25 protein-coding genes and 1 riboswitch are annotated in these 24,021 nt (G+C 59.2%); of the genes, 15 read left to right on the forward strand and 10 right to left on the reverse strand.

The window, feature by feature from the left end; translation table 11 throughout:
* Positions 1 to 8 precede the first annotated feature (8 nt).
* From ACQUQU_RS04440 to ACQUQU_RS04475, 8 genes are all read right to left on the reverse strand, one after another.
* Positions 9 to 1,607, reverse strand: coding sequence for an alpha-amylase family glycosyl hydrolase (locus ACQUQU_RS04440; protein WP_430462041.1), 1,599 nt, complete (start codon positions 1,605 to 1,607; stop codon positions 9 to 11).
* An 88-nt stretch (positions 1,608 to 1,695) separates the two neighbouring features.
* Positions 1,696 to 4,428: a 7TM diverse intracellular signaling domain-containing protein gene (locus ACQUQU_RS04445; protein WP_430462042.1), complete on the reverse strand. Its 2,733-nt coding sequence runs from the start codon at positions 4,426 to 4,428 to the stop codon at positions 1,696 to 1,698.
* Positions 4,418 to 5,443, reverse strand: a complete 1,026-nt coding sequence (locus ACQUQU_RS04450) for an AraC family transcriptional regulator (protein ID WP_430462043.1) — start codon at positions 5,441 to 5,443, stop codon at positions 4,418 to 4,420. The genes ACQUQU_RS04445 and ACQUQU_RS04450 overlap by 11 nt, the downstream gene beginning before the upstream one ends.
* 100 nt (positions 5,444 to 5,543) lie before the next feature.
* Positions 5,544 to 6,506 (reverse strand): diguanylate cyclase, encoded by a 963-nt coding sequence (locus ACQUQU_RS04455; protein ID WP_430462044.1) that lies wholly within the window; start codon positions 6,504 to 6,506, stop codon positions 5,544 to 5,546.
* A 2-nt stretch (positions 6,507 to 6,508) separates the two neighbouring features.
* Positions 6,509 to 7,129 carry a histidine kinase gene (locus tag ACQUQU_RS04460; protein WP_430462045.1) on the reverse strand — a complete coding sequence of 207 codons (621 nt, stop codon included), beginning with the start codon at positions 7,127 to 7,129 and terminating at the stop codon, positions 6,509 to 6,511.
* Positions 7,130 to 7,131: 2 nt separating this feature from the next.
* Positions 7,132 to 7,506, reverse strand: coding sequence for a response regulator (locus ACQUQU_RS04465; protein WP_430462046.1), 375 nt, complete (start codon positions 7,504 to 7,506; stop codon positions 7,132 to 7,134).
* 306 nt (positions 7,507 to 7,812) lie between these two features.
* Positions 7,813 to 7,926, reverse strand: coding sequence for a hypothetical protein (locus ACQUQU_RS04470; protein ID WP_430463013.1), 114 nt, complete (start codon positions 7,924 to 7,926; stop codon positions 7,813 to 7,815).
* Positions 7,923 to 8,720, reverse strand: a complete 798-nt coding sequence (locus ACQUQU_RS04475) for an acyl-CoA thioesterase (protein WP_430462047.1) — start codon at positions 8,718 to 8,720, stop codon at positions 7,923 to 7,925. The genes ACQUQU_RS04470 and ACQUQU_RS04475 overlap by 4 nt, the downstream gene beginning before the upstream one ends.
* A gap of 260 nt (positions 8,721 to 8,980) precedes the next feature.
* Between ACQUQU_RS04475 and ACQUQU_RS04480 the strand changes: the two genes are divergently transcribed.
* From ACQUQU_RS04480 to ACQUQU_RS04530, 11 genes are all read left to right on the forward strand, one after another.
* Entirely contained in the window at positions 8,981 to 9,475 is a 495-nt protein-coding gene (locus ACQUQU_RS04480) for a PaaI family thioesterase (RefSeq protein ID WP_430462048.1), read from the forward strand.
* Positions 9,472 to 9,906, forward strand: coding sequence for a PaaI family thioesterase (locus ACQUQU_RS04485; protein WP_430462049.1), 435 nt, complete (start codon positions 9,472 to 9,474; stop codon positions 9,904 to 9,906). Before ACQUQU_RS04480 ends, ACQUQU_RS04485 begins: the two co-directional genes overlap by 4 nt.
* Before the next feature lie 68 nt (positions 9,907 to 9,974).
* A riboswitch (TPP riboswitch) is annotated at positions 9,975 to 10,099 on the forward strand.
* A gap of 141 nt (positions 10,100 to 10,240) precedes the next feature.
* Complete coding sequence (gene thiC / locus ACQUQU_RS04490; RefSeq protein WP_430462050.1) at positions 10,241 to 12,148, forward strand: phosphomethylpyrimidine synthase ThiC; 1,908 nt, start codon at positions 10,241 to 10,243, stop codon at positions 12,146 to 12,148.
* Entirely contained in the window at positions 12,145 to 13,230 is a 1,086-nt protein-coding gene (locus tag ACQUQU_RS04495) for an FAD-dependent oxidoreductase (protein WP_430462051.1), read from the forward strand. The genes thiC and ACQUQU_RS04495 overlap by 4 nt, the downstream gene beginning before the upstream one ends.
* Positions 13,215 to 13,490 (forward strand): sulfur carrier protein ThiS, encoded by a 276-nt coding sequence (thiS, locus tag ACQUQU_RS04500; RefSeq protein WP_430462052.1) that lies wholly within the window; start codon positions 13,215 to 13,217, stop codon positions 13,488 to 13,490. The genes ACQUQU_RS04495 and thiS overlap by 16 nt, the downstream gene beginning before the upstream one ends.
* Before the next feature lies 1 nt (position 13,491).
* On the forward strand, positions 13,492 to 14,328 hold the full coding sequence (locus tag ACQUQU_RS04505) for a thiazole synthase (RefSeq protein WP_430462053.1): 837 nt from the start codon (positions 13,492 to 13,494) through the stop codon (positions 14,326 to 14,328).
* A gap of 129 nt (positions 14,329 to 14,457) precedes the next feature.
* The gene (locus ACQUQU_RS04510; protein ID WP_430462054.1) at positions 14,458 to 16,074 is read left to right on the forward strand and encodes a thiamine phosphate synthase; all 1,617 of its coding nucleotides are present in this window, start codon (positions 14,458 to 14,460) and stop codon (positions 16,072 to 16,074) included.
* Positions 16,075 to 16,139: 65 nt separating this feature from the next.
* Positions 16,140 to 18,041 carry a molecular chaperone HtpG gene (htpG, locus tag ACQUQU_RS04515; protein ID WP_430462055.1) on the forward strand — a complete coding sequence of 634 codons (1,902 nt, stop codon included), beginning with the start codon at positions 16,140 to 16,142 and terminating at the stop codon, positions 18,039 to 18,041.
* A gap of 124 nt (positions 18,042 to 18,165) precedes the next feature.
* On the forward strand, positions 18,166 to 18,735 hold the full coding sequence (locus tag ACQUQU_RS04520; protein WP_430462056.1) for a YfaZ family outer membrane protein: 570 nt from the start codon (positions 18,166 to 18,168) through the stop codon (positions 18,733 to 18,735).
* Between the two features lie 7 nt (positions 18,736 to 18,742).
* Positions 18,743 to 19,207, forward strand: a complete 465-nt coding sequence (locus tag ACQUQU_RS04525) for a DUF6586 family protein (RefSeq protein ID WP_430462057.1) — start codon at positions 18,743 to 18,745, stop codon at positions 19,205 to 19,207.
* 116 nt (positions 19,208 to 19,323) lie between these two features.
* Positions 19,324 to 19,575, forward strand: coding sequence for a hypothetical protein (locus ACQUQU_RS04530; protein WP_430462058.1), 252 nt, complete (start codon positions 19,324 to 19,326; stop codon positions 19,573 to 19,575).
* A 96-nt stretch (positions 19,576 to 19,671) separates the two neighbouring features.
* Here the strand turns inward: ACQUQU_RS04530 and ACQUQU_RS04535 are convergent, their stop codons facing one another.
* Positions 19,672 to 20,118: a cell division inhibitor SulA gene (locus ACQUQU_RS04535; protein WP_430462059.1), complete on the reverse strand. Its 447-nt coding sequence runs from the start codon at positions 20,116 to 20,118 to the stop codon at positions 19,672 to 19,674.
* A gap of 37 nt (positions 20,119 to 20,155) precedes the next feature.
* Positions 20,156 to 20,755 (reverse strand): transcriptional repressor LexA, encoded by a 600-nt coding sequence (gene lexA / locus ACQUQU_RS04540; protein WP_430462060.1) that lies wholly within the window; start codon positions 20,753 to 20,755, stop codon positions 20,156 to 20,158.
* A 205-nt stretch (positions 20,756 to 20,960) separates the two neighbouring features.
* Here lexA and ACQUQU_RS04545 point away from each other — a divergent pair, with 205 nt between their 5' ends.
* Genes ACQUQU_RS04545 through ACQUQU_RS04560 form a run of 4 tightly spaced genes read left to right on the forward strand, consistent with a single transcriptional unit; the run spans position 20,961 to position 23,990 of the window.
* On the forward strand, positions 20,961 to 21,605 hold the full coding sequence (locus ACQUQU_RS04545; protein ID WP_430462061.1) for a TetR/AcrR family transcriptional regulator: 645 nt from the start codon (positions 20,961 to 20,963) through the stop codon (positions 21,603 to 21,605).
* A gap of 41 nt (positions 21,606 to 21,646) precedes the next feature.
* The gene (locus ACQUQU_RS04550; RefSeq protein WP_430462062.1) at positions 21,647 to 22,210 is read left to right on the forward strand and encodes a L,D-transpeptidase family protein; all 564 of its coding nucleotides are present in this window, start codon (positions 21,647 to 21,649) and stop codon (positions 22,208 to 22,210) included.
* Positions 22,195 to 23,226 (forward strand): beta-N-acetylhexosaminidase, encoded by a 1,032-nt coding sequence (gene nagZ / locus ACQUQU_RS04555; RefSeq protein WP_430462063.1) that lies wholly within the window; start codon positions 22,195 to 22,197, stop codon positions 23,224 to 23,226. Before ACQUQU_RS04550 ends, nagZ begins: the two co-directional genes overlap by 16 nt.
* A gap of 17 nt (positions 23,227 to 23,243) precedes the next feature.
* Positions 23,244 to 23,990, forward strand: coding sequence for an S-methyl-5'-thioinosine phosphorylase (locus tag ACQUQU_RS04560; protein WP_430462064.1), 747 nt, complete (start codon positions 23,244 to 23,246; stop codon positions 23,988 to 23,990).
* The last annotated feature ends 31 nt before the right edge of the window (positions 23,991 to 24,021 follow it).

Here is a 24,021-nt window from a genome sequence, read left to right on the forward strand (position 1 = left end):
TGCCAGAATCAGCCCTTAGCGCGAACAACGACGCCCTGTAACGGCGCCAGCCGCAGGGCGTTGCCGGTGCGTTGCGGCGCTTCGTTCTGACTGTTGAGCAGCAGGCTGCTGTCCTTGTCGGGGAAAGTACCGCTCAGCGTTACCGCCTGCTCGACCATCGAAAAATTCAGTAGTACCTGCACCGTTTCTTCGCCTTCGTGGCGCTCGTAACCGAGTACGTCATGACCGCACTCCAGCAAGCGCAGTTCACCCTTGTGCAATGCCGCATGGGCTTTGCGGGTGTGAATCAGGGTGCGGTACCAGCTCAGCAGACTGTCCGGGTCGGACTGCTGATCTTCAACATTGGTGCACGCCAGCGGGTCGTTCGGCAGCCAGCTGTTGCCCTCACTGAACGCGTCCGGGTCCTGCGACCACATCATCGGCCGGCGACAGCCATCGCGGCCCGGATGCAGTGGCCAGTAGCGCAGACCGACCGGGTCTTTCATCTGCCGCCGCGCGACCGGCTGTTCCGGCATGCCGATTTCTTCGCCGTAATACAGAAACGGAGTGCCGCGCAGGGTCAGCAGCATCATGGCCAGCAGGCGCAGCCGCTCGCGGCTTTGCGGTCCGCGATGGCGCGAGGCGTGCCGCGGGAAATCGTGGTTCGATAAGGTGTAGTCCGGCCAGTTGCTGGCGCCCAGTGTTCGGCTCCAGCGCGCGATCACATCGCGGAACGCCGATGCGCTGAAGTCGCAGTGCAGAAATTCAAAATTAAACGCCAGATGCAGTTCGTCGTTGTCGCCGTAATAGGTGGCCGGCAGCTGACTGTCGCCGTCGGGCGCCAGCATGATTTCGCCAACCAGCATGCGTTGTGGCCAGCGATCAACGAAGCGGCGCATCTCATGCAACATGGCGTGCAGTTCCTGCTGGTCGCGGTCGTGCTGATGGTGCTGACGGTCGTAGGGGCGGGCAATGCGGAACCAGTGGGTGGGATTGTCGCGCAGGCGCGCATCTTTGACGTACAGGTTCACCACATCCAGCCGGAAGCCGTCGACGCCTTTGTCGAGCCAGAACGCCATGATGTCGCGCACCGCCGCGCGTACGGCCGGGTTGCGCCAGTTCAGGTCCGGCTGTTGCGGTAAAAAGGAGTGGTAATACCAGGCGCCGCGTTGCGGATGAAAGGTCCAGCCTTTGCCACCAAAGGCACCCAGCCAGTTGTTCGGCGGCGTTTTGCCTTCGTGCCACAGATACCAGTCGGCCTTGGCCGAGCCCGGGGTGCAGCTGTCGCGGAACCAGGGATGTTCGTCGGACGTGTGGTTGACCACCAGATCGAGAATCAGGCGGATATTGCGCCGGTGGGCCTCGGCCAGCAACTGGTCGAAGTCGTCCATGTCGCCGAACACAGGATCAATGGCGCAGTAATCACTGATGTCATAACCGAAGTCGTGCATCGGTGACGGAAAGAACGGCGACAGCCAGATGGCATCCACGCCCAGCGACTGTGGTGTACCGTCGTTCAGATAATCCAGCCGCTGAATCAGTCCCTGCAGGTCGCCGATACCATCGCCGTTGCTGTCCTGAAAGCTGCGCGGATAAATCTGGTAAATCACTCCCTCTTGCCACCACATGCCATCGTCTCCGGTTCAGGCTTCGCTGGGCGGATTATCAGCAGTGCTGTGTGAAAGGCGTATGACAGTGGCAACGAAAGGCCAGGCGTCAGCGGCTGTGACGTTTGAGTTCCGCCTGATGCAGCCAGTGAGCCAGCGTCTGTTGCAGCTGCTGGCGGTCGATGGGCTTATTGAGGAAGTCGTCGAAGCCGGCGGCCCGGGCTTTGTCCTGATATTCACTGAGTACGTGGGCCGACAGGCCAACCACGGGCACGGCGGACTGAGCGCCGCCATGCTGGCGTAACCAGCGGGTGGCGTCGAAGCCGTCCATCACCGGCATTTCGCAGTCCATCAGAATCAGGTCGGGCAGGTTGTTGCCATCGGCAAACGCATCGCAGATCTGGCGGCCATCGCCAAACAGGCGGTGCTTCAGGCCCATAAAGCGCAGCAGGCCACTGATCACTTTCTGGTTCACCAGATTATCTTCCGCCACCCAGATGAGCGCATCGGGCAGTGGCCGGTTGAGGCTGGCATGGTGCAGCTCGGGTGCTTCTCGCACGGCTTCGCCGGTCAGCTCAGCCAGCAGCTCGGCGGTGCTGAGCGGGCGCAGCAGTTGCTGCTGTACCGGCAGGGTTTGCAGCGGGTCGTCGACCAACGCGATCACTTGTGTAGCCGGGTCGTGGCGGCCATCGGTCTGGTCGGTGATCACCACCGACAGCGGTTCAGCCGCGTGTTCTGCGGGTTCGTTCGTCGGGGGCGCAGAAACGGCCCGGTACCCAAGCCCGGTCAGGAAGTCGCTGACCACCCGGGTTTCCTCGTCGTTGCTCAGGTGCACGGCAAAGGTGCCGGGCTCCGGCAGACGCAGCGGCGCCGATGGCTCGCAGCCGGGCAAGGTCACCGTAAATTCGGTGCCCACGCCTTCTTCACTCTGAAACTCAATGCGCCCGCCCAACAGCTCCGACAGCTGGCGGCAGATGCTCAGCCCGAGCCCGGTGCCTCCGTACATGCGCGAGGTGGAGGCATCGGCCTGACTGAAATGCGAGAAAACCCGGTCGCGGAAGGCTTCAGGTATGCCAATGCCGGTGTCTTTGACCGAGAACAGCAGTTGCCCGTCGCGGGTATCGACACTGACGCGGACAAAGCCACGTTCGGTGAATTTCAGGGCGTTGCTGAGCAGGTTGCTCAGAATCTGGCGCAGGCGGGTAGGGTCGGTCCGGACCCGGGTGTGCAGCGGCGGATGAAAATCGGCAATCAGGCGCAGCCCTTTGCGCTCGGCGGTGCTGGCGTACAGGCGCAGGCATTCGTGTACGACCCGGTGCAGATCGGTCTCCTGAATATCGAGCTGCAGATGGCCCGAGCTCATTTTCGACAGGTCGAGAATGTCATTCACAATGGTCAGCAGGGATTCACCGGAACTGCTGATGGTGTCCAGCCAGCGCTTCTGCTGAGGGTCCAGCCGGGTGGAGCCCAGCAACTGCACCATGCCCAGCACGCCGTTCAGCGGCGTGCGGATTTCATGGCTCATGGTGGCCAGAAAAGCCGACTTGGCTTCGTTCTCGGCTTCGGTGCGTTTGCGGCGGATCTCCGCTTCCTGCACCAGATAACGGGCTTTGAGGGAATCGCGCTGGGCTTCCAGCATGCGTTGCTCGGTTTTGTGGTACTCGCGTCTGGCCTCGTGGAAGCGCAGGGCGATGCCCAGACTGTGCATGGTGACCATCCACACCGAGCCTATGTGCGCGGCATTGGCGGTCATGCCGGTCACCGGAATGGCGCCTTTCTTCGCCAGCGAATGCAGAATCACACCGATCAGCAGGCCTATCCAGCCGGCGATGTACAGCAGCGATGACGGCGCATCGCGTTCAATGGCCGCCAGACCAATCACCAGCGTAACCGCGCAGAGCAGCAGCGTACCGCTGATGGCCACCGATACGGACGTCTGGTAGTGCATAAACAACGAGGCAAACATGATGGCGCTGCCGATGAGGAGCGTCAGGGTATTGAGGTGCAGCAGCACCTTGCTTTTGCGCTTGTCGAGTTCGAGAAAATCCCGCGCAAACAGACTGGCGAACAGGGCCGCAATGGAGGTAAACACCGTGGTGCTGCGTTCCTGAATCCAGAGATTATCCGGCCACAGATACTGAAAACCGATGCCGGTCAGGGCCACCAGAAAGCCGAGATAGCCCAGGATGTGGCCCACAAACGCCAGTGCGTAACGTTCACGCGTGGTGGCGTAAATAAAGGCGTTGTACAAGGCCACCGAGGCGATAAAGCCGACGTACAGACCGAGCAGAATGTAGTCGTTGGTGGCCTTGTGCTGGTAGTCGGCGCTGTGCCACAGCGCCAGCGGAAATTGCAGACTGCCGCCGGCGGTCACCCGGAACACAAGCTGGTAGTCGCCGGGTTCGGTGTGACCCAAAGGCACAACAAATTCGCGCTGATCGATCGGCCGGTGGGAATAGGGCAGGTGATCGCCGAATTCGGTCGCGGCCAACGGCTGGCCGTTGAAGAAGGTGAACATCTGCACCCGGTCGAGCAGCGGCAGGCCGATCACGGCCAGCAGATCGCGCATGTCGCGTTCGGCGTGCACCGTCAGCCGGAACCATACCGGGTGATCGGCCAGACCGAAGTTGGGCACATCCACCAGACTGGTTTCCCACACCGCATCGGCCGGGGGGAAATCGCCCTCCGCCAATGGCGTGGTTTCATGCCAGATCTGCAAATGCCGGCCGACGGGCGCGCCTGACGACATGTCGGACAGCAGCAGAGGTTCGGCAGCCAGGGCGGGCAGCCCCTGCAACAGAAAGCAGAGCAGCAGAATCAGGCATCCCCGTTCAGATCTCACCGCCAGACTGGCCTCCGCGTTGCTGTGCCCGGTACTCGCCCGGTGTCAGGCCCATCCATTTACGGAAGGCTCGATGGAAAGTACTGGTTTCGGTATAGCCCAGATGTTCGGCGATGTCGCGGATGCTGGTGTCCTGCTGCGCCAGACGCAGACTGGCTTCTTCAAGGCGGCATTCGTCTTTCAGTTTCTGGAAAGACGTCTGTTCATCGTGCAGGCGCCGGCGCAGGGTGGCGCCCGATACGCCCAGCAGCTTAGCGCTGGCAGCGAGATCCGGCAGTTCGCTGATGTCGTAGCGGCGGAACAGCTGGCGCAGCTTGCCGGTGGTGCTTTCATGGGGATTGGGCCGGGCCAGCATGTCGGCTGGCGAATGGCGCAGAAAGGCGCGCAGCGACGCCGGGGTCTGGCTGATCGGCAGTGACAGCACGCGGGTCGGAATTAACAGATAGTTGCTGGCCTCACCAAACTGCACCGGCGTGGCGAACAGGGTCTGATAAAGGCCGGCGTGGCGCGGCGCAGGATAACTGCAACCTACCAGCAGCAGGGGAATGCCCTGACCGACGAGCCAGCTCGACAGACGGTGCCAGATCACCAGCAGGGATTCGCTGAGAAAGTGGTCGGGGTCGGTGTTGGTATCCTGCACCAGCTCGACCCGGGTGAGCTGCTCGTCCTGAATCAGGCGGATATTGGGCGCCCCTTCGAACAGGGCATAAAAGCGCTGGGCTCTGTGCAGGGCGTGTTCGAGCGAGGAACAGCTGATGATGGCCTTGCACATCATGGCGAAGGTGCCGTAGCGGCTGCGTACCGGCGCCAGGCCCATGAATTCGTCGTCGCACTCCTGCCACAGCACGCCCATCAGGCGCGCGTAATCTGAGCTGCCGAGGCCGGCGTCGGGGTTACTGAGCAGTTCTGGATTCAGCCCGGCGCGGGCCCAGAGACGGTCGGCGCTGACGCCCAGACGCAGGGCTCCGCGCAATGGGGCATCAATAAACGGGCGGTGAATGCGGTGGTCGGCCATGAGAAAACTCACGCGAAAATAAGACCGATTGTGACCTGTCAGATCGGTGTCGGCAAGAAATGCTGATCTGATTTGTCATTCTGGCCGTGATGGCGGGCCGTCAGTGGCCGGGGGTGAACACACTGGTGCGGTTACCACCGCTGTGCTTGGCGTGATACAGGGCCTTGTCGGCGGCCATCAGCCAGTCGCCGGCGTCTTTGAAATCGCGCTGCACGCGGGCCACACCGAGACTCAGGCCGATGGTGACATCCGGCGCACCGGTAAAACTCAGGTTGGCTGCCATGGTACGGATGCGTTCGGCAAAGATCTGCGCTTCCTCGTCATCGGTATCGACCAGCAGGGCCGCAAACACCTCGCCGCCATAACGGCAGACCAGATCGGTTTCACGTAATGTCTGCTGAATGCTGCCGGCCAGGGTTTTTAAAATCTCATCGCCAACGACATGGCCGACCTGGCCATTGATGGCGCGGAAATTATCGATATCAAAAATCACCAGCGAACTCGGCTGCACCGAACGCTGACAGCGGCGCACTTCGCGCTGCACTTCTTTCAGCCAGTGATCGCGTGTCCATAGACCGGTCAGGGCGTCGATGCGGTTCATATCGGTCAGGGTCTGTTGCGCTGACTGGGCGTCGGCACGGCTGACGGCGATGTCGGTCACATCGTAAATAATCAGGCAGATATGATTAACGTTACGGTCGATCGACTCCAGCGGAATCAGGCTGGTGTTCTGGTACATCACCGAGGCACGGCCGGTGATCGGGCGGTAATTTTTAAAACGGAACAGGTACGGCCGTTGTTCCCAGATGGTGAAGGTGCGGGTTTTCAGCTGGAAAACAGGCTCGGCTTTTTTAATGAACCAGTCTTTGGGAATTTCACGGAACTGCTCGAACAGATTCTGGCCGCGCGCCACTTGCGGCGACAGGCCGCTGTGGCTTTCCATAAAGCCGTTCCACAGCTGAATGTTGTAATTACGGTCGAGCACCACCAGTCCTACGTCAATGTTCTGCAGGATGGCCATCAGCCAGTGGATATCACCCAATTCGATATTCGAGTCAGACATAATTAATCCAGCAGATAATTGATTTTGTTGTTCAGCTTGGCCACCGAATCTTCGGTAAACAGCAGCAACAGATCGCAGTCGATATTCACGTGTTCCATGGTGTAGTGAATCTCGATCGCCAGTGTTTTATTCCAGGCGTTGTTGCCGTTTTTCAGCAGGTCTTCAATGCGGCAATGCTGACCCAGTACCACCGGGTGGCCCTGATTAAAGTGAATTTCCAGTTGCTCGCCGATGCCCTGAATACAGGCACCGATCAGCAGTGAGCCCACATCCATCAGAAGTTCTAGCTCTACATGCCGGTCGATCTGGCCGGTGAAATTCATCAGCGATGCCAGGTCGCCGAAACTGGTGTCGTTAAACAGCAACAGGGCTTCGCCGGCAATGCCCGAGCCGATAAAGCCCTGACACACAGCCGAAATTTTTGAGTCGGTTTCTACTTCCTGAATGGCCATGCGCAGGTCATTGGCTTCAATCAGATTCACCTTGGGAATGGGCAGTACGACGTACACATCCAGCAAACGGGCCAGACGGTCGGCCGCCTGTCCCATGGCGACGTTGGTCAGCTCCTGATAGCAGTCGCGCTGATCTTCATTCAGGGTAACGGCGCTGGCGGACATGGTCATGATCAGGCCCCCGTCAGAATACCGAATTCAATAAGCACCTGACGGGCTTTGTCGGCGTCTATCGGTTTCTTGATAAACGCCATCGCCCCCAGCTTTTTCACCCGGTCCTGAGCATCGGGCTGAATATCACCGGACACCACAATCACCATGGCCGGCAGGTCTTCACGGCGGATGGTTTCGAGTACGCCGTAGCCGTCGAGGTTGGGCATGGTCAGGTCGAGGAACACCACTTCGCCGCGACCTTCGCGGATGGCCTGAACGCCTTCTACGCCGTCGGCCGCAAAGTGAATTTCCACCGCCCACTCGGGTGGCATAGCCCGCGCCATCTGTTTGCGGGCAAAGCTGGAGTCGTCACAAATCAGTACATTGATCGTCATGGCCGGTCATCGGTTAAACGCAGGATGGGTATGACTAAGTAATAGTTGTCACCGGCCTGTTGAGCAAATGCCGGTGGCGTGTGTGCGCGTGATTTTTTGTACAACTGCAACCAATGGCTTACGTATCCGAACGCTGACCCGCATTACCGGTTTCGCTCTTGTCAGCGGACGAAAGCCGGGCTTGTGACGGCGATGGAAACAGGGAACGTGACTCGTAGATAGATCCGGCGAGAGACCCGGTGCGGATCAGGTGGCGTGGGAAAAAGGGGGCAGCCCGTCGGGCTGCCCGTGTGAGGGCATATGCCCTTATTTGACGTCGTACACCACGACCAGTTGGCGGCTCAGAGCCAGCAGGGTGCCGTCGGCGGTGCTGATGCGGGCTTCTGTGTGTCCGAAGCCATGGTGCGCCTGACGGATTATTTGACGTCGTACACCACGACCAGTTGGCGGCTCAGTGCCAGCAGGGTACCGTCGGCGGTGCTGATGCGGGCTTCCGTGTGTCCGTAGCCATGATGCGCCTGACGGATTTCCGCTTCGTACCACAGCCAGTCGGTGCTTTGCAGCGGCGCGATCTGATTCAGCGGGGTAACAAACTCCACGCTCCAGGTAACGCTGGCACAAGGCGCAAAGCCCTTCAGTTTCTGCAGCAGCGTTGGTGGCCAGGCGTCAATCAGGGCCAGCAGGTGGGCGTTGGTCATGGTCTGATCGCCCTCGTTAAAGCGCATCCAGCCCTTAATATGATTGGCCTTGCTGTTGCTGAAGGGCAGGCCGCCCTCCACGTAGGAAAACGCAATGTGCCGGGTAAACTCCGGCGTCAGGCCCGGAATGAAGGGCAGCCGTTGACCGGCACCGGCTTCGCCTGTGCTCAGTGGCGGGTGCGCCACCTCGATGGCCGATTCACGCTCAGCACCGAAGCAGGCATTCACCTGCGTACAGAGCGCGTCGTCCTGCCAGACTTCGCCCTGCACATGGCTGATGGATTTGCCGGCGCGCAGCACACGGTTCGAAAGCGTACACGGCGCTTCGGTTTTCAGCGGGCCACAGAAACTGATGTTGGCAGAGCGCAGGATTTTATCGCCGGCCCCGGCTTCCAGATGCGCCAGCGCCAGCGCGGCCGACAGGCCGCCGAAGGTGGTGCGTCCCTGACCCCAGTCGCCGGTGACGGTGAGGTCATCCTGACGCCGGGCCTGGGTAAGGTATTGATCGAAACTCATAGAAATCTCCGCTGAAGGGTCACAGGCAGGGCCACGTGAATCGGTTTAAACGGTGGCACTTGCTGGCGCATTGTGGCGCGCTTGATTAATTTGCGCACTCATATTCAATAGTGTGATCATTAATGCCAATTGCCTGCGGCTAAGTGGTCATTGTTAATTCTGACTGATCAGGTATAACGGCGCCCTTTAGTGGCCCGTGATGACATACGCTGATGGCCAGCCCCCTTTGTACGGCACATTGCCGGCGGAGTGAATACGTTATGACTTTATCCCTGAAAACAAGGGCAGAACGCTTTGTTGCAACCTTGCGTCATTGTCAGGTGCTGGGCCTTTCTGTGGAAAGCATGGAAGGCACCACGCTGGTGATGCGTCTGCCGTACAGCGACAAAATTGTCGGCAACCCGATGGACGGCACGGTGCACGGCGGCAGCCTGACCACCCTGATGGATACGGCCTGCGGCACCGCGGTATTTTCTGTGCTGCCGGGCTTTGAGCTGTGCCCGACGCTGGATCTGCGTATGGACTACATGAAAGCCGCCGAGCCGGGCATCGACCTGCTGGCGGAAGCGCGTGTCATCCGTATCGCCTCCAGCGTGGTATTCACGGAATGTGAAGTGTTTCAGGGCGAAGGTGAGGCCCGTGATCTGGTGGCCAAGTGCGCGGCTGCCTTTATGCGCATTGGCCCGGAAATGACGCCGGCGGAATTCCGCGCGCGCATCGAGCAGGATGAACCGTCAGCAGGAGACGCCGTATGACTTTCGAAACCGTGATCCGTCAGGCGCAGGAAAGTGGCGATTTTCAGCCACTGGTGCAGAGCATTCCCTACGCACAGCTGATCGGCCTTAAGTTCCAGCGTTTTGGTCAGGACGTGTTATTCCACCTGCCGAAAAATCCGGACAACATCGGTAACCCGATTCTGCCGGCCATTCATGGCGGCGTGATCGGCGGCTTTATGGAGTTGTCGGCGTCGCTGCACCTGATGATGACCATGAACACACCGGCACTGCCAAAAATGATCGATTTTTCCCTCGACTATCTGCGCGCCGGCCGTCATCAGGACACCTTCGCCGAATGTCAGGTGTGGCGTCAGGGCTCGCGCGTGGCCAACGTGGCCATTACCGCTTGGCAGACGGAACGCACCAGTCCGATCGCCACGGCACGGGCGCATTTTCTGCTCGCCCGCTGAGACTGCGTGACCTGTCAATAATTCTTTTCAGGGGCTTGTTCCGGGCCCCTTTCCCGCATAGACTCGCTTCGATTCTGTCGGGGTGCTCCGGCTGCTGACGCAGCCTCTGAGGAGCTGAGATCGCCATCAAGTGGCGGATCCCGTTGAACCTGATCTGGTTAGTGCCAGCGTAGGGAACAGAAAATCGGGTCCGCCCACCTTGTCCACCGCCTGTTCAGGCATCTTCTTTCTGTGGCTCAGGGTTTTTCTTTTCTTCGCTGCCTGCCGTGTTTTTTTCTCTTCCCTGACAACGCCCGAGGGCCTGCCATTCAGGGACTGCAAAAAGGTACTGAGCATGGGCAAACAACAAAACACCCGCGCATTACGCGATTCACTCTCGGTGAGCGAGCTGTCGCTGCAGCCATTCCCCGGTTCCCACAAAATACGCGTGGCGGGCAGCCGCCCGGATATTCAGGTGGCGCTGCGCGAAATTCATCTGAGTCCGACCCGTCTTGCCAACGGCATGGAAGAAGCCAATGCGCCGGTGCGTGTGTACGACACCTCTGGCCCTTATACCGACCCGCATGCCAGTCTGGATGTCCGTAAAGGTCTGCCTGCGCTGCGCGCCGGTTGGATTGCCGAACGTGCCGACACCGAGGCGTTAAGCGGATTCAGTTCGGAATACGCCCGCATCCGCGACATGAACCTGACGCTGGAAAAACTGCGTTTCGATTTAAAACGCAAACCCCGCCGGGCGCTGGCCGGCAATAATGTGAGTCAGCTGTGGTATGCGCGGCAGGGCATTATTACGCCGGAAATGGAATACGTGGCGATCCGTGAAAATCTGGCCTTAAGCCGGGCTCAGCTCGATGAGGCGCAAAAAAGCCAGCACCCCGGTATGAGCTTTGGTGCGTCGATTCCGGCGGAAATTACCCCGGAATTTGTGCGCAGCGAAATTGCCCGCGGGCGCGCGGTTATTCCGTGCAATATTAACCACCCGGAAACCGAGCCCATGATCATCGGCCGGAATTTCCGCACCAAGGTGAACGCCAATATCGGCAATTCGGCGGTGACCTCATCCATTGAAGAAGAGGTTGAAAAAATGGTGTGGGCCACCCGCTGGGGTGCCGATACCGTGATGGATCTGTCGACCGGTGACAATATTCACGAAACCCGTGAATGGATTATCCGCAATTCGCCGGTGCCGATTGGTACTGTGCCTCTGTATCAGGCGCTGGAAAAATGCAACGGCGTGGCCGAAGACCTGACCTGGGAAATTTACCGCGACACCTTAATTGAGCAGGCTGAGCAGGGCGTGGATTATTTCACCATTCACGCCGGTGTTCGTCTGGCCCATATTCCGCTGACCGCCAACCGGGTGACCGGTATTGTCAGTCGTGGTGGTTCGATCATGGCGAAGTGGTGTCTGGCGCATCATAAAGAGAATTTCCTCTACACCCATTTCGAAGACATCTGCGCGATCATGAAAGCCTACGACGTGTGCTTCTCGTTGGGTGATGGTCTGCGTCCGGGTTCAGTGGCCGACGCCAATGACGAAGCGCAGTTTGCCGAATTAAAAACCCTGGGCGAGTTAACCAAGATCGCCTGGCAACACGATGTGCAGACCTTTATTGAAGGGCCGGGCCATGTGCCCATGCACTTGATTAAAGAAAACATGGAACTGCAGCTCGAGCACTGTCATGAAGCGCCGTTCTACACACTCGGGCCTTTAACCACGGATATCGCGCCGGGTTACGACCATTTTACGTCGGGCATAGGTGCGGCATTAATCGGCTGGTATGGCTGCGCCATGCTCTGCTACGTCACGCCGAAAGAGCATCTGGGTTTACCCAATAAAGACGACGTTAAACAGGGCTTAATTACCTACAAAATTGCCGCGCACGTTGCGGATCTGGCCAAGGGTCATCCGGCGGCGCAGCTGCACGACAACGCCATGTCAAAAGCGCGTTTCGAATTCCGCTGGAACGACCAGTTTAATCTGGCCCTCGACCCCGACACCGCCCGCGCTTATCACGATGAAACCCTGCCGAAAGAAGGCCACAAGCTGGCGCATTTCTGCTCTATGTGCGGGCCCAAATTCTGCTCGATGAAAATTTCGCAGGAAGTGCGCGATTTTGCCCAGACAGAATCCGCCGGGGTATCCGCGCAACCGATGCACAACGACATTCAGGAAAATATGCAGGAAAAAGCGCAGGAGTTCCGTGCGCAGGGCAGCCGTCTGTATCAGGAGGCTGAGGCATGAGCGACCATCAGCCAGAAGCCGTTATTGCCGGCGCCGGCCTGATGGGCTCGCTGCTGGCGTGGCGGCTGGCCCGGGCCGGTTTCCGCGTGCGGGTGTATGAAGCCTCCGCGGAGCAGACTCCGGCCGCCGCGGCGCACACGGCTGCGGCCATGGTGGCGCCCTGGGCGGAACGGTCGGTGTGCGGCGAATCTGTGTTTCAGGCCGGGCGGTTGTCGCTGCAATTGTGGCCGGCATTGCTGGCTGAATTAGCCACCGACAGTGGTGTTCAGGTGACCTACGGTCAGCTCGGCAGTCTGGTGGTGGCGCATCCGGCTGACCACGCAGAGCTGGCGCGTTTCCGCCGCGACATGGCGGCCATTGAGTCTGGCGAAGATGATGTACAGGCGCTGAGCGGCGAGGCCATTCAGGTGCTGGAGCCTGCATTAAACGAGCAGTTCAGTGCCGGCTTCTGGCTGAAGCAGGAGGCGCACATCGACAATCGCGCGCTGCTGCCGGCGTTGCGTGCAGCGGCGCGCGCACACGGTGCTCAGTTTGAATTTTCAGCGCCCGTGCACGAGTTACCGGCCGCCGAACTGGTGCTCGACTGTCGTGGTGTCGGTGCGCGCGCCGTGCTGCCCGCCCTGCGCGGTGTGCGCGGTGAAGTGCTGTGGATTGAATCCGACGTGCAGCTGACGCGTCCGGTGCGTCTGCTGCATCCGAAATACCATCTGTATCTGGTACCGAAGGGCGGCAGTGCCGGGCGCTGGCGCTACATTCTGGGCGCCACCGAAATCGACAGCGAAGACCGCTCGCCGGTGAGCGTGCGCTCGGCGCTGGAAATGCTCAGTGCGCTCTATTGCCTCAGTCCGGCGCTGGCGGAAGCCCGCATTCTCAGCTTCGAGGCCAACCTGCGTCCGGCCCTGCCGGACCATCAGGCGCTGCTGCAGGAATTCTTTGTGCCCGGTGGTCGCGGGCTGCGCATTAACGGCCTGTTCCGTCACGGCTATTTACTGGCGCCGGCGTTGCTTACGCGGTTGCAGCAGGAATTTGAACTGCCGCTGGCATTGCCCGCCGCCGAGGAGGCCACATGCGCATTTATTTAAATGGCTGCAGCACCGAGCTGGTGGCTCTGCAGGGGCAGACGCCGGCGGCAGACGCCGACACTGACACTGTCTCTTTAATGCAGGCCTTGCTGACCTTCGGCTATGCCGAACCGGCGGCGCCCGGCGAAGGCGGCTGTCAGTTGTCGGGCGCGTTTGTGGTGGCGCTGAATCAGCGCATCGTCAGCGCCTCGCAGTACGCCAGCACGCCAATAGCCGATGGCGACAGTCTGGATATTCTCGGTGCTATAACGGGAGGCTGATATGAACGACGTACTGAGCATTGGTGGTGACACCATCAACAGTCGTTTGTGGCTGGGCTCGTCGCTGTACCCGTCGCCACAGATCATGGCGCAGGCGCTGACGGCAGCAGAACCAGGCTTTATTACGCTGTCGCTGCGCCGCCAGACCGCCGCACAGGTAAAAGAGCAGGTCGCGGAAAATGGCCACTGGCAGTGGCTGACCCAGGCTGCCGCCCGTTCTGGTGCGCGGCTGCTGCCCAATACCGCCGGCTGCCACAGTGCCCGCGAGGCCATTCTGCTGGCGCAGATGGCGCGGGAGCTGTTCGCCACCGACTGGATCAAGCTCGAAGTGATCGGAGATGACTACACCTTGCAGCCTCACCCGCTGCAGCTGGTGGAGGCCGCCCGCGAGCTGCTGGCACAGGGGTTTAAGGTGTTGCCTTACTGCACCGACGATCTGGTGTTGTGCCGCACCTTGCTGGAACTCGGCTGTCCGGCGGTGATGCCCTGGGGGGCGCCGATCGGCACCGGCAAAGGGCTGATGAACCCATACCAGCTGCGCACCCTGCGTGAGCGCCTGCCGGACGCCACGCTGATCATTGATGCCGGACTGGGCAAACCCTCGCAGGCCATGGCGGCGCTGGAAATGGGTTTTGACGCTGTGTTGCTGAACACCGCCGTGGCGCTGGCTTCAGACCCGCAGCAGATGGCACAGGCCTTCCGTCAGGCCGTCAGCGGAGGTCGGGCCGCGTATCGTGCCGGCCTGATGCCCGAGCGCGATCAGGCCAGCCCGTCGACCCCGGCGCTGGGTCTGCCGTTCTGGCACCAGCCGGGGACGGGGCGCAAAGAAGCTTTATGAAAGAGAGGCTTTATGAAAGAGAGGCTTTATGAAAGAAGCGACTTTCTGACAGAAGCGACTTTCTGAAACGAGATGCCTGCCAAAAAGAGAGGAAACATGCCGATGGAACATCCTGAAAGGAAGGGCGACATGAAACGGCCGATGGTCTGGAGCATAGGCGCATCGGACACCACCGCCGGCGCAGGCTGCCTGGCCGATGTGCGTGTGGCGCATGCCGCCGGTTGTGATTGTGCTGTTCTGCTGACCGCCATCACAGCGCAGAGCAGTGCCGGCGTGCACGCGCTGCAGTTGGTATCGCGCGCCATGCTTGAGCAGCAATGGCAGGCCTTAAAAAGCGATGGCTGGCCGGCGGTGATCCGGCTGGGCTGGCTGGCACAGGATGCGGGTCTGCTCGACTGGCTGCTGGACAAGCTGGCGGAGTTTCAAGGCCCTGTGCTGTGGGACCCGGTGCTGTCGGCTACGCAGGGCGGATTGTCAGCGTCGGCCTGGCCTGAGGGCCGGCTGACGGCCCTGTTGCAACGGGTGACCTTGCTGACTCCTAACGCCCGTGAGGCAAGGGCACTGGCACGGGCGCTGTCTGCGGACGACTGGTCGTTGGCGGGGCTGACAGCGGATTCACTGACAGGCGCGGAAGCTGCGTCCGGGCTGCTTACCGCCCGTCAGGCGGCTGAGGTACTGCAGGCCCACGGCGCCGGGCATGTGCTGGTGACCGGCGGCGATGAGGCGCAGGCTTTGGCTCAGGTGAGGGATACCTTCTTCGCTGCCCGGCCGCAGGACAGTCGTTATCAGACTCTGGTAGCTGAGCTGCCCGGTCCCTCGCTGCTGCCTGCCTTTACCCTGCAACACCCGCGACTGGCACGACGCGTACATGGTACCGGTTGTCATCTAACCGCCGGCATTGCCTGCGCACTGGCGCAGGGGCATACCCTGTATGACGCCGTTGTGCGGGGCGTGGTGACGGCGCGTCTGGCTATTCAGCAGGCCAGCAGCCGTGCCAACGGCTACGACAACGCCTGGGCCTGCGACCCGGAAGCCGCGGGCGAAAGCGACTGGCCAGTGGTGTTGTCGCCCGATGGCGATGAGCCATTTCAGAGTTACGCATTTACGGCGGCAGGGCCCCTTGGGCTCTACGGTTTAACCGACAACCTTGAGCACCTGCAGCGGCTGCTCAGTCTGGGTATCGACACCCTGCAATGGCGGGTGAAAGACCGCTCGGCTGACTACGAAACTGACATGGTGCAGGCCATTGCCTTATGCCGTGCGGCTGGCGTGCCGCTGTATATCAACGATGACTGGCGGCTGGCACTGAAACTCGGCGCTTATGGCGTGCATCTGGGGCAGGAGGATCTGCTCACCGCCGATTGCCAGGCGCTGGCGGCGGCGGGGTTGCGGCTTGGCATCAGCACCCACAGCGACTGGGAAATTGCCCGGGCACGGGCGCTGACGCCGTCGTACATCGCCTTTGGACCGGTTTATATACCGTTATCTAAAAGGCTGCGTTATGCGCCGCTCGGACTTACACGCGTGAGCACCTGGGCCGCCCGTTTCAGCGCCCGGCGCCTGACCTGCATCGGCGGCATCACCCCAGATAACCTGCTGGCGGTGGCGAGCACAGGCATTGAGTCGGTGGCGATTGTGACGGCACTGCGTGAAGACGAGGGGCTGGAGCAGAGAGTGCATGACATTCGCCGCTTTTTCCCGCCGTTGCGTGCGACCCTTGGCAGCCTGACAACGTCGGGGGCTTGAAATGGCGTTCAGTGGCCCCATTTTCTCTTACGTGTTGAATGTGGCCCTGAACAGGAGAGCAATAGATGACCGCAGCCAGCAAAGAGACCCTGGGTTTTAAAACCGAAGTCAAACAACTGCTGCATCTGATGATTCACTCTTTGTATTCCAACAAAGAGATCTTTTTGCGTGAATTAATTTCCAACGCATCGGATGCCTGCGACAAACTGCGTTTTGAAGCCCTGCAGAATGACGGCCTGTTTGAAGGCGACAGTGAACTGGGTGTTCACATCGACTTCGACGCCGACGCCCGTACCATCAGTATTGAAGACAATGGTATCGGTATGAACCGTGATGATGTGATTAATCATCTGGGAACCATCGCCAAATCCGGCACCGCCGAATTTTTAAGCAAACTGAGCGGCGATCAGAAAAAAGATTCGCAGCTGATCGGTCAGTTCGGTGTGGGCTTTTACTCGGCCTTTATCGTGGCCGATAAAGTGACTGTCGAAACCCGTCGTGCCGGCGAAGCCGCTGCCGAGGGTGTGCGCTGGGAATCCGCCGGCGAAGGTGATTTCACCATTGAGGCGATTGAAAAAGCCAACCGCGGCACGCGCATTACCCTGCACCTGAAAGAAAGTGAAACCGAGTTTGCCGACAACTGGCGTCTGCGCAATCTGATCAAGAAATACTCGGATCACATTGCTGTGCCTGTGTATCTGCCGCAGGAAGTCGGTGAAGAAGACGGTGAAGGCGAAAAGAAAGAAATTCCGGAAGCCGTGAACCAAGCCAAAGCCCTGTGGACGCGTTCCAAATCGGACGTCAGCGACGACGACTACAAAGAATTCTACAAGCACGTGTCCCACGACTGGAACGAACCTCTGCTGTGGATGCACAACAAGGTTGAAGGCAAGCTGGATTACACCAGTCTGCTGTATGTGCCGGCCAAAGCGCCGTTTGATATCTGGAACCGCGAAGCTACCCGGGGTCTGAAACTGTACGTGCAGCGTGTGTTCATCATGGACGACGCCGAACAGTTCCTGCCCTTGTATCTGCGCTTCGTTAAAGGTGTGCTCGATTCCAACGATCTGTCGCTGAACGTATCGCGCGAAATTCTGCAGCAGGACAAGCAGGTTGAAAGCCTGCGCGCCGCGCTGGTGAAACGTGTGCTGGAAAGTCTGGAAAAACTGGCGAAAAATGAGCCGGAAAAATACCAGACCTTCTGGAGCGAATTCGGTGATGTACTGAAAGAAGGCCCGGCAGAAGATTTCGCCAACCGCGAAAAAATCGCCCGTCTGTTCCGCTTCGCGACCACTAAGAGCGACGGCGCGGCACAAGTAGTTGGTCTGGATGAATACGTTGCCCGCATGCGCGAAGGTCAGAAAAAGATCTACTACATCACCGGCGACAACCATGCTGCCGTAGCCGCCAGCCCGCATCTGGAATATTTCCGCACCAAAGGTGTTGAAGTGCTGCTGCTGACCGATCGCGTTGACGAGTGGATGGTGGGTCACCTGACTGAGTTCGACGGCAAAATGTTCCAGGACGTCACCAAAGGTGAACTGGATCTAGACGAACTGGCCGACAGCAGCGAAAAAGAACAGCAGAAAGCGCTGGAAGAAACCCACAAAGATCTGGTTGAACGCGTGCAGGCTGCGCTGACTGGTGATGTGAAACACGTGCGTGTGTCGTCGCGTCTGACCGATTCGCCGGCGTGTCTGGTGGTGGGGCAGTACGATATGGGCGGTCATATGCGTCGTCTGCTGGAAGCGGCAGGTCAGCCGGTGCCGGAACCTGAGACCACGCTGGAAATTAACCCGGCGCATCCGCTGATCGCCCGTCTTGATAAAGAAGCCGACGAAGCCCGTTTCGCCGAGCTGGTTCAGATCATTCACGCTCAGGCCCTGCTGGCCGAAGGCAGCCAGCTGAAGGAACCGGGACAGTACGTTGCCCGTCTGAACAAGCTGCTGCTGGATCTGATGAGCTGATTCCTGCCCGCACTGACAGTACGGCGGCAGCGGTTTTACCCCTGCCGCCGTGCTGTTATGATGCGCTCACTTTCAGAGCAGCAGAGACTGCCTGACGAAAGCATCGTATTCATTGGGGAACACTATGAAACACTTCCGCGCTGCGCTTCCGGCTCTGCTCGCGCTGGCCGCTACTTTTGCTGCTCCGGCTCAGGCCGGTGGCTCTCTGGACATCAGTCTGGCCGACGACGTTGTGCGTCTGGGGTATGACGCCACTCAGATGGGCAGTGGTCTGCACGTCAGCTTCGCTGGTCTGCACCACGAAGACGACGGCGATATGCTGTCTGCCGGTCTGCACGTTGTGGACGTCCGTCCATCAACCAGCCACATGTACATTGGTGTGGGTGCTCAGGCCTTCGTATTCAGTACCGATGATTACGACGGCTCTGCACTCGGCGTGGGCGGTTTCTTCCGCTACAGCTTCCCGGCGGCACCGGACGTGAGTCTGGCCGGCTACGCTTACTACGCACCGCCGGTGGTTTCCTTTATGGATGCCGAGAACATGATTGTGTCGGATCTGCGCCTGCAGTTTTCTCTGCTGCCAACCGCCCGTATCTATGCCGGCTACCGCTACAACAGCATCCGTATCGAAGACATCGACAAACGCTACAAGCTGGGTGACGGTGCTCACTTCGGTCTGACCATCGACTTCTGAGGCAACCATGGCGCAGTGGATCGGATTTACCAACCAGAAACTTTATCAGTGCCGTCTGCTGCTCAGCGAACGGGATAAGGTGGTTGATAACAAGGTGCTTGCCAAAGCACTGGAAGAGGGCGCGTTGCACCTGCTGCACGATGCCTGGCTGTCTTACCTGCAGGAATTGGGTGAGATGGTGACTTTCCGTGAACCTGTGTCTTCGCTCAGTGATTTGCTGGGCCGCGCGTCTATGATTACTGGAGAGATGCGTGAACTTAGCCAGTTGGCGGATAACGGTTTTTCATGGCTGGCACAAATGCTGTCAGCCGTGGATGCCCTGAATCGCCAGCCCATGCCCAAGGTTCAGGCAACCGATGCCATGCAACTGCTTGTTGTTGCTGAAGAAGTTTCTGAATCGCAGGTTTCTGACTGGTGGCGTGACCTGAGCCGGCTGATTGAACGTCAGCGCGAGAACCGTCAGGAAAGCTGATTCCGCTCGCTTGGCGGTTCTATAAAACCGCTTTTTATACCCAACGGTTCTGTCGGCGCCTGCGCTATTCAGAATCTGTTGTGATACACTCCCGCGCCCAGTTTTGAGAGGCGGTTATGGCACGCTTTTTTGAGATCGTAGAACTTTCCAATGGCGACATCGCCCTGCGTCGTGCAGACGACCAGGAAGGCGATGCGCTGGTGTCTATTCATTTCTCGGATGACGCCAAAGCCAGCCTGCAGACCCATCACATGGACGTTGCCCGCGTGATGCTGGAAGCTGGCGTGCGCAAAGTGGGCGAGCTGTCGGGTATGGAAGTCGAGCGTGAAGATTTCGACACGCCGGAATATCAGCAGCGCCTGCACTGACAGCCTTTCTCAGGATGTAAAAAAGCCCTGAATAGTCAGGGCTTTTTTGTTTCTGCACGTTATTCTGCTCAGCGTTTCCTGCTCAGCGTTTCCTGCTCAGTTTTCGCGTTGAATCAGCACCACATGGCTGCCGCTCTGGCGGGCCAGCTGGCGCAAATGCTGCCGCTCATCCGCAGACAGAGGTCCTTGCCATTCCACAATCATGTGGCTGTTGGCGGCGGTCAGAACGCGTGAGCACAGTACAAACTGAGTGTCGTTACACAGGTCGAGATGGATTACCGGCGATTTCGCCAGCCCCATGCTTTCCAGCCAGTGCTTGTTCATGGGACGGTTGGGTGACAGCCACATCAGCCAGCGCTGCTGGGCACTGCACTGTGCCAGCATGGGCAGCAGATGCATGGGCTGAATGGCGCCCTCATCGCTGACGATCACTTCGGTCAGGCTGCCGGCAGGGCGGCTGTTCGTTACCGCGGCCGGTGTTGCAAACGCCTGACTGCTGAGTGACAGACCCGGCTCTTCCATTCCAAGAACTAACTGACGCATAACGAACCCTCCAACCTTATCCCTGACCAGATGCCCTTCAGCTGCGACGGATCACTCCGACGTACAGACCTTCGATGGAAAACTCCTGCTCGCGCAGGTCGACTTCAATCGGCTGGTAGTCATCGTTTTCCGGATGCAGCAGCACTTTGGTGCGGCCTTTTTCGTAGCGTTTAACGGTCACTTCTTCACCGACACGGGCGACGATGATTTCGCCGTTACGCGCGGCTTCGGTCTTGTGAACCGCAATGTAGTCGCCATCCATGATGCCGATCTTCTTCATGCTGTCGCCGTGTACTTCGAGCAGAAAATCGGCTTCAGGGCGGAAGAAACCCGGCGGAACAGCCAGATAATCTTCGATGTGTTCCTGCGCCAGAATCGGCTCGCCGGCTGCAACCCGGCCGATGATCGGCAGACCCGGTTGCTGTTCTTCGACGATCCGCAGACCGCGCGAGGCGCCTGGCATGATTTCGATGGCCCCTTTACGGGCCAGTGCCTTGAGGTGCTCTTCAGCAGCATTAGGCGATTTAAAGCCGAGCTCGGCAGCAATTTCTGCCCGTGTCGGAGGAAAACCTGTGTCCTCCAGTGCGCTGCGGATGAAGTCGAGTACCTGCTGCTGGCGCGCGGTAAGCTTAATCATGATACCTATCCAGTCTGGTGATCCATACAGTGGCTGTGAATGTATACAGTATTTTTCCGGGTGTAAACCTTTTTTACGACAGGCGTCGCTAACAGGCAGGACTGAGCAGTCTTGCCTATTGCACGATTGCTGTTTTAAACGTATGTTTGAAACAGATGTTTGTGAATGCCGTAAGAAGCGGCTGCTGAGAGAGATTCCGCTTTATATGGCACAGAAAGATACAGTTAAAAGCATTCTGAATGCGGCGGAAGAGTTGTTCTCCGAAAAGGGCTTTGCGGAGACCTCACTGCGTAACATTACCACCAAGGCTGGTGTGAACCTGGCCGCGGTGAATTACCACTTCGGCTCCAAAAAAGCGCTGATTCAGGCGGTGTTTGCGCGCTACCTGACGCCTTTTTGCGAAAGTCTGGGTCAGGATCTGACCGCGCTGGAGGCCCGTCAGACTGGTCAGGCGCCGGCGCTGCCGGAATTGCTGATGCTGCTGTCTGGCACCGCCCTGAAGGCAGGTCACGACAGCCCCCGTCGTCTGGGCATTTTTATGCGCCTGCTCGGTCTGGCGTACACCCAGGGGCAGGGACACCTGCGCCGCTTCCTGCAAAAGGAATACGGCGCCGTGTTTTTCCGCTACATGAAGCTGGTGACTCTGGCGACGCCCGATCTGTCGGATGAAGACCGTTTCTGGCGCATTCACTTTATGCTGGGTGCGACCGTGTTCACCCTGTCTGGCGCCGATTCGCTGACCGCGATGGCGGAACACGATTTCGGCAAAGCGTCGGATATTGCGCAGGTTATCGATAAATTGATACCTTTCCTCGCGTCAGGTCTGAATGCCCCGCATCAGGCAGTGTGAAGCAGGCAGCTGTGCTGCCAATCGCGAATGGAAAAGTCCTTATGGCGCAGTCGGGTTCACTGTCGCTCAGTTCTCTCGATGCACCGGAAACCGGTGCTGTTCTGATAGAAATTTCAATTGCTGATCAGGCGCTGCGTGTCTCGACACCGGGCGCCTGTCATCTGTTTTCTGTATCCACAGCGCTGAACGGCGCCGGTGAACAAATGGGCTCGGGCAAAACGCCACGCGGCTGGCATTCTGTACGCGCCTGCATTGGTGCGGGTCTGGCAGAAAATTCGGTGTTTGTCGGCCGGCGTCCGACCGGTGAGCTGTATTCCCCGGAATTAGCCGCTCAGTTCCCGGAACGGGACTGGATTCTGTCGCGCATTCTCTGGTTGCAGGGACAGGAAGTGGGTTACAACCGTTTGGGGCAGGTCGATTCCATGCGCCGTTACATTTATATCCACGGCACACCCGATTCCGAACCTATGGGGGTCGCCCGTTCGCACGGCTGCATCCGCATGCGCAACAGCGACATGCTGGCCTTATTCGAGCTGGTGAAGCCGGGCACGCCCGTGTGGATTCAGGCTCACAGTTTTTCGAGGATTCCATGCCGCAATCTCTGAGCCATGCCGTCGGTGTAATCGCCGATATTCAGGGGACGGTGCTGACCAGCGAAGACCGTGAATTTCTGCGCCAGCCGGAAATCAGCGGCCTGATCTTTTTTGCCCGTAATTACACCTCGCCGGAACAGCTGACGGCATTAACCGCGGATATTTTATCGATCCGGCCTGACCTGTTGCTGTGTGTCGATCAGGAAGGCGGACGCGTGCAGCGCTTCCGTGACGGCTTTACCCGCTTGCCGCCGATGCTGAAGCTTGAGACGCTTTTTCGCAGCGACGCCGCTCTGGCAGAGGCAACCGCCCATGAACTGGGCTGGCTGATGGCCAGTGAAGTGCGTGCCTGCGGTGTGCATCTGAGCTTTGCCCCTGTGCTTGATATCGAACGTGATTGTTCGCAGGTGATCGGCGACCGTGCGTTTGGTCATGATGCCGACGTGGTCAGTTGTCTGGCGGCGGCGTTTGTCCGCGGTATGAATGACGCCGGCATGAGCGCGGTGGGTAAGCATTTTCCCGGACACGGTGCCGTGGTGGCGGATTCGCATCTGGCATTGCCGGTGGATGAACGTTCACGCGCCGAACTGGACTACGACATGCGCCCGTTCAGCGCGCTGAATCAGGCCGGTTTGCTGGCCGGCGTGATGCCGGCGCACGTGGTCTATCCGGCGGTAGATGAAATCAATACGGCCGGTTTTTCGGCGCACTGGCTGCAGAAGATTCTGCGCGGTGAACTGCAATTTAAGGGCGTTATTTTCAGTGATGATCTGACCATGGCTGGCGCGGCCAGTGTCGGCACTTACGCCGACCGCGCCCGTGCCGCACTGGACGCCGGTGCGAATGCGCTGGTGGTGTGCAATGTCCGCGACGGCGCGCAGCAGGTGATTGATGCGCTACGGCAGTGGCGTCAGCAGAATCCGGCCATGGAAACGCTCGACCTGAGCGGGCTGCAGGGCCCGCAGAATGCTCCGGACGAGGTGCGTGCCATCGCTGTACGCGAGCGCATTCGTCTGTCTTTATCGTGAATAAGTGATCGTATTTTATGGCATTTAATAAAGTCGCCATCATTGGCGGAACCGGGCTGACCCAGCTGGATGGTCCGGACATTACCGGCAGCTACGAGCTGACCACCGATCTGGGTCAGCCGAGTGGCCCTGTGCAGGAAGGGCGCTGGAGCGAACGCGATGTGCTGTTTCTGGCACGCCACGGTCATCCTCATGCGGTACCGCCGCACAAGATTAATTACCGCGCCAACTTGCTGGCGCTGCAGCAACTGGGTGCCGATGCCATTATTGCGGTCAACGCTGTGGGCGGCATTCACCATGCGATGCAATCAGGTGTGATTTCGGTGCCGCATCAGGTTGTGGATTACACCTGGGGCCGGGAAAGCACCTATTTTGATGGCGAATTCCGCCCGCTGGATCACATTGATCTGAGCTATCCGTACGACGAAGAGCTTCGTCAGTCGCTGATCCGCGCGGCGGCGGCTATTCAGCTGCCGGTGTGTGAATTTGGCGTGTACGGGGCGACCCAAGGGCCGCGTCTGGAAACCGTGGCAGAAATCAGCCGTATGGAAAAAGACGGCTGTGATCTGGTGGGTATGACCGGTATGCCGGAGGCCGCGTTGGCGCGTGAACTGGGCATTCCTTACGCCAGCATTTGTCTGGTCGTTAATCCGGCGGCAGGGAAGAGCGAAGGTCTGATTACCATGGACGAAATCCGCGCCGTGATCAGCGAGGGGATGCAGAAGGTCCGTGACTTGTTGGCGGAAACCCTGAAAAGTCTTTGAGCCGAAATTCAGGCCATGAAAAAACCGCGGC

The organism is Thalassolituus sp. LLYu03 (genome assembly GCF_050507655.1).
Taxonomy (GTDB): Bacteria; Pseudomonadota; Gammaproteobacteria; order Pseudomonadales; family Oceanobacteraceae; genus Venatoribacter.

Excerpts from the sequence above, each read along its gene's own strand:
- ACQUQU_RS04495 (WP_430462051.1), top strand. The coding sequence starts at position 12,145 with ATGAGCGACCATCAGCCAGAAGCCGTTATTGCCGGCGCCGGCCTGATG.
- ACQUQU_RS04520 (WP_430462056.1), top strand. The coding sequence starts at position 18,166 with ATGAAACACTTCCGCGCTGCGCTTCCGGCTCTGCTCGCGCTGGCCGCT.
- ACQUQU_RS04460 (WP_430462045.1), bottom strand. The coding sequence starts at position 7,129 with ATGACCATGTCCGCCAGCGCCGTTACCCTGAATGAAGATCAGCGCGAC.
- htpG (WP_430462055.1), top strand. The coding sequence starts at position 16,140 with ATGACCGCAGCCAGCAAAGAGACCCTGGGTTTTAAAACCGAAGTCAAA.
- thiS (WP_430462052.1), top strand. The coding sequence starts at position 13,215 with ATGCGCATTTATTTAAATGGCTGCAGCACCGAGCTGGTGGCTCTGCAG.
- ACQUQU_RS04510 (WP_430462054.1), top strand. The coding sequence starts at position 14,458 with ATGAAACGGCCGATGGTCTGGAGCATAGGCGCATCGGACACCACCGCC.
- ACQUQU_RS04475 (WP_430462047.1), bottom strand. The coding sequence starts at position 8,720 with ATGAGTTTCGATCAATACCTTACCCAGGCCCGGCGTCAGGATGACCTC.
- ACQUQU_RS04455 (WP_430462044.1), bottom strand. The coding sequence starts at position 6,506 with ATGTCTGACTCGAATATCGAATTGGGTGATATCCACTGGCTGATGGCC.
- ACQUQU_RS04465 (WP_430462046.1), bottom strand. The coding sequence starts at position 7,506 with ATGACGATCAATGTACTGATTTGTGACGACTCCAGCTTTGCCCGCAAA.
- ACQUQU_RS04550 (WP_430462062.1), top strand. The coding sequence starts at position 21,647 with ATGGCGCAGTCGGGTTCACTGTCGCTCAGTTCTCTCGATGCACCGGAA.
- ACQUQU_RS04535 (WP_430462059.1), bottom strand. The coding sequence starts at position 20,118 with ATGCGTCAGTTAGTTCTTGGAATGGAAGAGCCGGGTCTGTCACTCAGC.
- ACQUQU_RS04560 (WP_430462064.1), top strand. The coding sequence starts at position 23,244 with ATGGCATTTAATAAAGTCGCCATCATTGGCGGAACCGGGCTGACCCAG.
- ACQUQU_RS04440 (WP_430462041.1), bottom strand. The coding sequence starts at position 1,607 with ATGTGGTGGCAAGAGGGAGTGATTTACCAGATTTATCCGCGCAGCTTT.
- lexA (WP_430462060.1), bottom strand. The coding sequence starts at position 20,755 with ATGATTAAGCTTACCGCGCGCCAGCAGCAGGTACTCGACTTCATCCGC.
- nagZ (WP_430462063.1), top strand. The coding sequence starts at position 22,195 with ATGCCGCAATCTCTGAGCCATGCCGTCGGTGTAATCGCCGATATTCAG.
- ACQUQU_RS04545 (WP_430462061.1), top strand. The coding sequence starts at position 20,961 with ATGGCACAGAAAGATACAGTTAAAAGCATTCTGAATGCGGCGGAAGAG.
- ACQUQU_RS04530 (WP_430462058.1), top strand. The coding sequence starts at position 19,324 with ATGGCACGCTTTTTTGAGATCGTAGAACTTTCCAATGGCGACATCGCC.
- ACQUQU_RS04505 (WP_430462053.1), top strand. The coding sequence starts at position 13,492 with ATGAACGACGTACTGAGCATTGGTGGTGACACCATCAACAGTCGTTTG.
- ACQUQU_RS04450 (WP_430462043.1), bottom strand. The coding sequence starts at position 5,443 with ATGGCCGACCACCGCATTCACCGCCCGTTTATTGATGCCCCATTGCGC.
- ACQUQU_RS04485 (WP_430462049.1), top strand. The coding sequence starts at position 9,472 with ATGACTTTCGAAACCGTGATCCGTCAGGCGCAGGAAAGTGGCGATTTT.
- thiC (WP_430462050.1), top strand. The coding sequence starts at position 10,241 with ATGGGCAAACAACAAAACACCCGCGCATTACGCGATTCACTCTCGGTG.
- ACQUQU_RS04525 (WP_430462057.1), top strand. The coding sequence starts at position 18,743 with ATGGCGCAGTGGATCGGATTTACCAACCAGAAACTTTATCAGTGCCGT.
- ACQUQU_RS04480 (WP_430462048.1), top strand. The coding sequence starts at position 8,981 with ATGACTTTATCCCTGAAAACAAGGGCAGAACGCTTTGTTGCAACCTTG.